This window comes from Mycobacterium sp. ENV421, from assembly GCF_002887815.1.
Classification (GTDB): domain Bacteria; phylum Actinomycetota; class Actinomycetes; order Mycobacteriales; family Mycobacteriaceae; genus Mycobacterium.
Map to the genome: position 1 here is coordinate 1 of NZ_PDHO01000067.1, position 8,863 is coordinate 8,863.

Below are 8,863 nucleotides of genomic sequence, written 5' to 3' on the forward strand. Positions count from 1 at the left end.
CTTCCCCCGCCAATCTTGCGGGATTAAGCGTGTCCAACACCTGGGGTCAAGACCCGGAATCGCGGCGCGGGACACAAATCTGACAGCCGGCCTGCCGCCGTTGTCACCTGATGTTAATTACGGCTAACATCAGCGCCTAGCAGATCGACGTCGATGCTCGCCCGGAGGGAAAACTTTGGTACACGTCCTGCCCGATCGGGTCGACGACATCGCGCCCAGCTATCTCAAGAACCGCGAAGGACTGAGCGCGCAACTCGAGATCATCGCGGAGCAACTGGCGCTGGTCAACGGCGGCGGCGGCGCAAAATATGTTGCGCGCCACCGCAAGCGGGGCAAGCTGCTTGTCCGCGAGCGCATCGAGCTGATGCTCGACCCCGACACAGCGTTCCTCGAACTATGCCCCTTCGCCGCCTGGGGCAGTAAGTTCCCCGTCGGCGGTAGCGTGGTGGTAGGCATCGGCGTGGTCGAGGGCATCGAGTCGATGATCGTCGCCCACGACCCCACCGTCCGCGGCGGCGCATCGAACCCCTATACCTTCCGCAAGGTGTTCCGCGGCATGGCCATCGCGCGGGAAAACCGACTGCCCATCATCAACATCGTCGAGTCTGGCGGCGCCGACCTGCCCACGCAGGCAGAGATCTTCGTGCCCGGCGGACAGCTGTTCCACGACTTGACACAGCACAGCGCAGCGGGGCTGCCGACACTGGCCTTGGTCTTCGGCAACTCGACCGCGGGAGGTGCGTACGTCCCGGGCATGTGCGACTACGTCGTGATGGTGCGCAACCGTTCCAAGGTGTTCCTCGGGGGTCCGCCGCTGGTCAAGATGGCCACGGGCGAGGTCTCCGATGACGAGTCGCTCGGCGGCGCCGACATGCACGCCCGCACCTCGGGGCTGGCCGATTACATGGCCGAGGACGAGCAGGATGCGATCCGCATCGGCCGTCGCATCATGGCGCGGCTCAACTGGCGGAAGAACGGCCCCGGACCCACCACGCCGCCGCACCCGCCGGTGTACGACCCCGATCAGCTGCTCGGCATCGCCTCCGTCGATCCGAAGGTGCCCTTCGACCCCCGCGACGTCATCGCCCGAGTGGTCGACGGCTCGGCCTTCGACGAGTTCAAACCTCTCTACGGCACGTCACTCGTCACCGGCTGGGCCTCGATCCACGGCTTCCCGGTCGGCATCCTCGCAAACGCACGGGGCATCCTGTTCAGTGAGGAGGCCGAGAAGGGTTCGCAGTTCATCCAACTGGCAAATCAGATCGATACCCCCCTCATCTTCCTGCAGAACACCACCGGTTTCATGGTCGGTGCCGAGTACGAACAGGGCGGCATTATCAAGGACGGCGCCAAGATGATCAACGCCGTATCAAACAGCACAGTCCCCCACGTGACCATCACCATGGGTGCGTCCTATGGTGCTGGGAACTACGGCATGTGCGGGCGGTCGTACTCACCGCGTTTCCTATTCGCTTGGCCTAACTCGAAGTCGGCCGTGATGGGTCCGGCGCAACTGGCCGGAGTGCTGTCCATCGTGGCGCGCGAGTCCGCCGCCGACCGCGGGCTGCCCTTCGACGAGGAGGCCGACGCCCAGATGCGCGCCGCCGTCGAGGAACAGATCGAGCGCGAATCCGTCGCACTGGCCAACAGCGGCCGCCTTTACGACGACGGGATCATCGATCCCCGCGATACGCGGACCGTTCTCGGGTTCTGCCTGTCGGTGATCCACAACGGCGAGGTCCGTGGCCAGCGTGGCTACGGCGTGTTCCGGATGTGATGGCGATGCCCAAGATCCGCAAGGTCCTGGTCGCCAACCGTGGCGAGATCGCGCGGCGGGTGTTCCGCACTTGCCGCGACCTCGGGATCGCCACCGTGGCGGTCTATTCCGACGCCGACGCCGACGCGTGGCACGTCGCCGACGCCGACGAGGCCGTGCACCTTCCCGGCTCGTTTGCCGCCGAGACTTACCTCGACATCCACCGGATCATCGCCGCTGCCTCGCTCACCGGCGCGGACGCAGTACACCCCGGCTACGGCTTCCTTTCGGAAAACGCCGGGTTCGCGCGCGCCTGTGCCGCCGCCGACCTCGTCTTCATCGGTCCGCCGCCCGGGGCGATCGACGCGATGGGCTCGAAGCTGCAGGCCAAGAAGACGATGTCCGACGCGGGGGTGCCTGTGCTGCCCGGTGGCGACACGACGGGGCTATCGGCCGAGCAGCTGGCGACGCTGGCCGCCGACGTCGGCTACCCCGTGCTGGTCAAGGCCAGCGCCGGCGGCGGCGGCCGAGGCATGCGCATTGTCGCGTCGCCCGACGAGCTCGACGAAGCGGTCACCTCCGCTTCGCGTGAGGCCGCCGCCGCGTTCGCCGACGGCACCGTCTTCCTCGAGCGTTACGTCCAGCGCCCACGCCACGTCGAGATCCAGATCATGGCCGACACGCACGGAAACGTCGTCTCTCTGTTCGAGCGCGAGTGCTCCGTGCAGCGTCGACACCAGAAGGTGATCGAGGAGGCGCCGTCACCGGTCGTCGACGACGTGTTGCGCGCTCGGATGAGCGAGGCCGCCATCGCCGCCGCGCGCGCCGTCGGCTACGTAGGCGCCGGGACGGTCGAGTTCGTCTACGACGCCGCTCAGGATGGCAAAGCCGACTCCTTCGCCTTCCTAGAGATGAACACCCGGCTGCAGGTCGAGCACCCGGTTACCGAGCTGATCACCGGCCTCGACCTGGTGCGTGCCCAGCTGCTCGTAGCCATGGGCCGCCCGCTGCCTGAGGAGATGCACAACCCGCGAATTCGCGGTCACGCGGTCGAGGCGCGTCTGTGCGCCGAGGATCCGGCCGATGACTACCGCCCCTGTACCGGCACCCTGCGCACCTTGGATGTCCCGGCGCTTGCCGGCGTGCGGGTTGGCTCGGGTTTTCGTGCCGGTTCGGTCATCAGTCATTACTACGATTCGCTGCTGGCCAAGGTCATCGCGTGGGCACCAACGCGCGACGAGGCACTTGCCAGCCTCTCGGCGGCGCTGGCCGGCGCCCGTATTCACGGCGTGACGACGAATCGCAACCTGCTTGTTCGCGTCCTGCGCCATGACGAGTTCGCCGGGCGGGGCACCGACACTGGTTTCCTTGACCGACACGACGTCGCCCAACTCGGCGCTGCCCTCCCAGACACGCAGTCCGAGCGCCTGCACGCCGTCGCGGCGACCGTGGCCGGGGTGGCCGCGCGGCGTGCCGTCGCAACTCTGCAGGCCACGTTGCCCGCCGGCTGGCGCAATAACCCTTCGCAGCCGCAGACCACAACCTGGCAGACCCAGGGCGGGCGCGAAGTGCGCGTCGGGTACACGTTAGGTTCGACAGGGACCTGCCTGCAGGTCGACGACGAGCCGTTGGCCGACGTCGAGGTTGTCGAGGGCAGTAGCGAGCGGGTGGTGCTGCGCGTCGATGGGGTGCGCCGCACTTATGATGTCGTCCTCGACGGCGATGTTGCCCACGTCGACTCGGTCGCCGGCTACTCCGCCCTGCGGCTGGCGCCACGCTTCGTCGACCCGAGCACTCTGAACCCGCCCGGGTCGCTCACCGCGCCGATGCCGGGCTCGGTGATCCGACTACCGGTCGCCGAGGGCGAGACGGTGTCAGCCGGTCAAACGCTCGTCGTCCTGGAGGCGATGAAGATGGAGCACACCGTCGCGAGCCCGATCGACGGGGTGCTGAGCGCCCTGCCGGTCCAGGTCAGCCATCAGGTCTCGAGCGGTGATGTACTCGCCGTGGTCGAGGCTGTGGACGGCGGTGAAGTGGCGTCGGATGCCACGGAGCTCAAATGAACCTCGCGCGCTGCCGATCGGTGGCGCGTCGATACCGATGTGAGGATTGTCATGGAATTGCACGAGACAGAGGAACGTCAGGACCTGCGCAAAGCGGTCGCCGAGATCGCCAAGGACTTCGGACACGAGTACTACCTGGAAAAGTCGCTGGCCGGGGGGAAGAGCACCGAGCTGTGGCAGGCCGTGGGCAAACAGGGCTTCCTCGGGGTGAACCTTTCCGAGCAGTACGGCGGCGGCGGCGGCGGCATCTACGACATGCAGATTGTCGGTGAGGAGCTCGCCGCGGCGGGCTGCCCGCTGCTGATGACCGTCGTCTCGCCGACCATCTGCGGCACGATCGTCCAGGCATTCGGCAGTGAGGAACTCAAGCAGCAGTGGCTGCCGGGCATCGCCAGCGGCGAGACGATCATGGCCTTCGCGATCACCGAGCCGGACGCGGGCTCGAACTCGCATAACATCTCCACGACCGCCAAACGCGACGGTGACGACTGGGTCATCAACGGCACTAAGTACTACATTTCCGGTGTCGACGAAGCCGAGGCGATCCTGGTCGTCACCCGGACGTCTACTAACGACCGTGGTCGCGGACTGCTCAGCCTGCTGGTCGTGCCCACCGATGTCCCCGGGCTAACCAAGTCACTCATCCCGGTCCAGGCTGTCACTCCGGAGAAGCAGTTCACTCTATTCTTCGATGACGTCCGCGTCCCGGCCGCCAACCTGATCGGCACGGAGAACGAGGGCCTGCGCCAGGTCTTCATGGGCCTGAACCCGGAGCGAATCATGGGGGCGGCGCTCGGCAACGGCATCGGTCGCTACGCGCTGGATAAAGCCGCCGATTACGCCCGCAAGCGCCACGTGTGGGGAGCTCCGATCGGCTCGCACCAGGGCGTATCGCACCCGCTCGCCCACGCCAAGATCCAGGTTGAGCTGGCCCGGTTGATGACTCAGCGTGCCGCCTCCCTGCACGACGCCGGCGATCCGGGGTCGGGTGAGGCGTCGAACATGGCGAAATATGCCGCAGCCGAGGCGGGCATCCTGGCGCTCGACCAGGCGATTCAGACCCACGGCGGCAACGGCATGGCCACCGAGTACGGCCTCGCCACGTTGTGGGGTCCGGCCCGGCTCATGCGCACCGCGCCGATCAGCCGCGAGATGATCCTCAATTTCGTGGCGCAGCACAGCCTGAAACTGCCCGCGTCCTACTGAGTCGCCGCAGACTGAAAGGGAATCGCATGCAACTCGGCATCGGTCAGTGGGTCACCCGGCGCGCCTTCCTCAATGGCGGGCGCACCGCGTTGATCAGTACCGGCGCGCACATCACCTACGCCGACCTCGATCGGCGCACCAACCAGGTCGCCGCCGCACTCATCGCCCTCGGCGTGCGCAGGGGCGATCGGGTCGCGGTGCTGCTGGTCAATTCGACCGAGTTCATCGAGGTGCTGCTGGGCTGCGCCAAAATCGGCGCACTTGCAGTGCCGCTCAACGTGCGCCTAGCCGGATCCGAGATCGGCTACATCCTGGCCGACTCAGGCGCCGATGTTCTGGTCTTCCACGAGCCGTTGGCCGCGCAAGCCAGGAGCGCCGTCACCGAGCCCGGAGTCCGCGTGCGCCACGTCGTGCGCGCCGGTGGGGTGCCGGCGCCGGGTGAGCTCGGCTACGAAGACATCGTCTCGGCGGGAGCGTCCGAACCGCTCGGCGGTGACGTCTACGGCCGCGACCCCGCGTTCATCATGTACACGTCGGGGACGACGGGCCGACCCAAGGGCGCGATCCTCACCCACGACAACCTGCTGTGGAACGCGATCAACGTCCTCGGCACCGACATCGGTCCGCGGGGCGAGGACGTCACCGTCGCGGTGGCGCCGATGTTCCACATCGGCGGGCTGGGAGTACACACACTGCCGCTGTTGTACGTCGGCGGCACCAGCGTGATCATGCCGTCCTTCGAGCCGCGAGCGACGTTACAGGCGATGGCCGACCACCACGTCACGGTCCAGTTCATGGTGCCGGCCATGTGGACCGCACTCACACAGGTGCCCGACTTCGACTCCTTCAACCTGTCTGCGCTGCGTTTCGCCATGGGCGGCGGGTCGCCCGTCCCCCTCACGGTCATCGACTTCATGCGCGAGCGAGGCGTGCCCTTCACCGAGGGCTTCGGCATGACCGAGACCGCTCCCTTGGTGACGGTCCTCGACGCCGAGAACATCAGCACGCGGGCCGGGTCGATCGGCCGCGTCGCAATGCATGTCGACGCCCGCATCGTCGACGACGACGACCGCGACGTCGCGACCGACACCGTGGGCGAACTGATCGTGCGCGGCCCGAATGTGTTCACCGGCTACTGGATGAAGGCCGAGGCGAGCGCCGAGGCGTTACGCGGGGGCTGGTTCCACACGGGCGACCTCGGGCGCATGGACGCCGAGGGCTTCATCACCCTCGTCGACCGCAAGAAGGACATGATCATCTCCGGCGGCGAGAACGTCTACCCGATCGAGGTCGAGCAGGTTCTCTTCCGCCACCCGGCGGTGTTCGACGCCGCCGTGATCGGCGGTAAGGACGCGAAGTGGGGCGAACGCGTCGTCGCGGTCGTGGTCGCCGACCCGGCGACACAGGCGCCGAGCGCCGAGGAGATCGTGGCGTGGTGCCGGGAGCGGCTGGCACACTTCAAGTGTCCGCGTGACGTGCACTTCGTCGCCGAACTGCCGCGCAACGCCACCGGCAAGCTGCTCAAGACCGAGCTGCGCGCGCAGTTCACGGGCATCGAGGGCGGAGTCGTTTTGCGCTGAGTCGTGCCGCTGCACATCGCGGGTTCGAAGCAGGGCCCCTAAATCATGAACTCAGAAGAGGATGCGACAGCATCGGCGGGGGCTGGCGGTTTCGTTCACCTCCCTTGATTTGGTGCGGCGGGTGCCGACGCAGGCAACCCCAGCGTCGGTAGGATCCCAGCCCAGCGGATCGGACGGCGAACAACGTAACCACAAATCGACAGGAGGCCTGAAAGTGGCCGGTTTGCGCCGCAAACTGCTCCTCGAGGCCGCCGCCGACCCCTTCGCGCGGCAAGGCTTTCACGCCGTGGGCATCGACGACATCGGTGCCGCAGCAGGGGTGAGCGGGCCGGCCGTGTACCGGCACTTTCAGAACAAGGACGCGATCCTGCGCGAGTTATGCGACGCCGCCATGACTGAGCTGCTGGCCGGCGCCCGGCGCGCCACCAACGCCGGCACACCGACGGAGGTCCTGCACGCCCTTGTCGACCTACACGCGGCCTTCGGCGCGCGACGACGCGGCCTGTTGGCCGTCTACGCCCGCGAGCACCGCTCGCTATCACCGCTGGCGACCCGCGCCCTGCGACGCCGACAGCACAGCTCGAGTCCATCTGGGTCGACGCGCTCGTACGGGCACGCGGCGATCTGGATCGTGAGCGCGCACAGGGCCTGGTCGCCGCCGTGCTGTCAATGCTGAACGCGTCCGCGCACATGCCGGCGTCGCTGGACGACGCGACGATCGAGGCGATGCTGGCCGCCGCGGCCACTGCAGCGCTGTTCAGCGGCGCGCCGTGACCGGATGTCGGCGTGGCGGCCGGCTGAGTCCCCTCAGGGGTTGAAGCCGCCCCAGCATTGCACGACCTGTCCACTGACGTAGTCGGACTCGGGGATACACAGCAGCTAGGGCGTGTCTGACAAGTGTTTCGGGTGTCGTGCCTGAGGCTTGGGGTATGTCGCGGTTTCAGCTGCTCACCGATGCTCAGTGGTCGTTGATCGAAGAGTTTCTGCCTGTTCAAAACCCTCAGTTGACAGCTCAACGCCCAGCGCAGATCATCCCCACTGAGCCAAACAGGTGGTCCCTACCCCCTGGCTAAACGGTGGTCCCATCACCCTGGCGAATGACAGTCCCGCGGAATTCTGCTGCCGGGCTTGACATGATCACTCAGATGCCGGGTCTCAGGGCGGATTCAACTGGTCGTCGCAACACCCCGTGATGGAGGTGTCAATTGGTGCGTCGTCAACAAGCAGCCGATCGGGCGGTGCGTCCGAAACTTCGATCGCCGGGGCATCCCAAATATCAGCGTCCTGTCGAGGTGGCGTTCTGGGAGCAGATCGCCAAAGGGCTTCTCGCCGAGGAAGCCGCGAGCGTTGTCGGCGTGGCGCAGGCGGTCGGAGCGCGGTGGTTCCACAACGCTGGCGGGATGGCACCATTCGACCTGACGTTTCAGCCCTCCGGCCGCTACCTGTCTTTCGCCGAGCGTGAGGAGATAGCGCTACTGCGGGCTCAGGACAAGGGCGTTCGGGAGATCGCCCGGGCAATTGGGCGTGACCCGTCCACGATCTCACGGGAATTGCGGCGCAACGCGGCCACCCGCAGCGGGAAGCTGCAGTACCGGGCCTCGGTTGCGCAATGGAAGGCCGACATGGCCGCACGTCGACCCAAGGCCGCGAAACTGGTCGTCAATCCTGGACTGCGTGCTTACGTCGAGGAACGGTTGTCTGGTCAGATCAGCCGACCTGATGGCACCTCCATCGCCGGGCCGCCGTCGCCGAAGTTCACCGGGCGCAACAAGCCTCACCGCAAGGACCGACCGTGGTCGCTAGCGTGGAGTCCAGAACAGATTTCCAATCGACTCAAAGTCGACTTCCCCGAGGACGAGTTCATGCGTATCAGCCCCGAGGCGATCTATCAGTCGCTCTACATTCAGGGTCGTGGCGCGCTCAAGCGTGAATTGGTTTGGTGCCTGCGCACTGGCCGAGCCCTCAGGGCGCCACGGGAACGATCGCGGCGCAAGACCTGGGCACATGTCACCCCTGAGACGCTGATCAGCGAGCGACCCGCCGAGGCCGAGGATCGTGCTGTTCCAGGGCATTGGGAGGGCGATCTTCTTATTGGCTTGCAGCGCTCGGCGATTGGCACCGTCGTGGAACGTAAGACCAGGTTCACGATGCTGGTCCATCTGCCCCGCGAGGAGGGGTACCGGCACAAGGAAACGCCGAAGAACGGTCGCGTCCGAAAGTGGGTGTAAAAAGCACCGGCCGGTTCGCGGCTTCGTCGT

4 protein-coding genes and 2 pseudogenes are annotated in these 8,863 nt (G+C 66.5%); all 6 read left to right on the forward strand.

From position 1 onward, the window contains the following. The first annotated feature begins 175 nt into the window (after window positions 1-175). A complete protein-coding gene (locus CRM90_RS28880) occupies window positions 176-1,777 on the forward strand; it encodes an acyl-CoA carboxylase subunit beta (RefSeq protein ID WP_102810299.1) in 1,602 nt (533 codons plus the stop codon). A gap of 5 nt (window positions 1,778-1,782) precedes the next feature. Further along, a complete protein-coding gene (locus tag CRM90_RS28885) occupies window positions 1,783-3,819 on the forward strand; it encodes an ATP-binding protein (RefSeq protein WP_199190099.1) in 2,037 nt (678 codons plus the stop codon). Window positions 3,820-3,870: 51 nt separating this feature from the next. Continuing rightward, the gene (locus CRM90_RS28890) at window positions 3,871-5,025 is read left to right on the forward strand and encodes an acyl-CoA dehydrogenase family protein (protein ID WP_102810301.1); all 1,155 of its coding nucleotides are present in this window, start codon (window positions 3,871-3,873) and stop codon (window positions 5,023-5,025) included. A gap of 26 nt (window positions 5,026-5,051) precedes the next feature. Next, window positions 5,052-6,605 carry an acyl-CoA synthetase gene (locus CRM90_RS28895; protein ID WP_102810302.1) on the forward strand — a complete coding sequence of 518 codons (1,554 nt, stop codon included), beginning with the start codon at window positions 5,052-5,054 and terminating at the stop codon, window positions 6,603-6,605. 214 nt (window positions 6,606-6,819) lie between these two features. Next, window positions 6,820-7,379, forward strand: a pseudogene (locus tag CRM90_RS28900) (TetR/AcrR family transcriptional regulator). A 434-nt stretch (window positions 7,380-7,813) separates the two neighbouring features. Next, window positions 7,814-8,812 (forward strand): annotated as a pseudogene (locus CRM90_RS28905) (IS30 family transposase); the annotation flags it as partial. Window positions 8,813-8,863: the final 51 nt, after the last annotated feature.

Bases quoted from the DNA above. Each gene is read 5' to 3' on its own strand.
- CRM90_RS28890 (WP_102810301.1), top strand. From the start codon at position 3,871: ATGGAATTGCACGAGACAGAGGAACGTCAGGACCTGCGCAAAGCGGTC.
- CRM90_RS28885 (WP_199190099.1), top strand. From the start codon at position 1,783: ATGCCCAAGATCCGCAAGGTCCTGGTCGCCAACCGTGGCGAGATCGCG.
- CRM90_RS28895 (WP_102810302.1), top strand. From the start codon at position 5,052: ATGCAACTCGGCATCGGTCAGTGGGTCACCCGGCGCGCCTTCCTCAAT.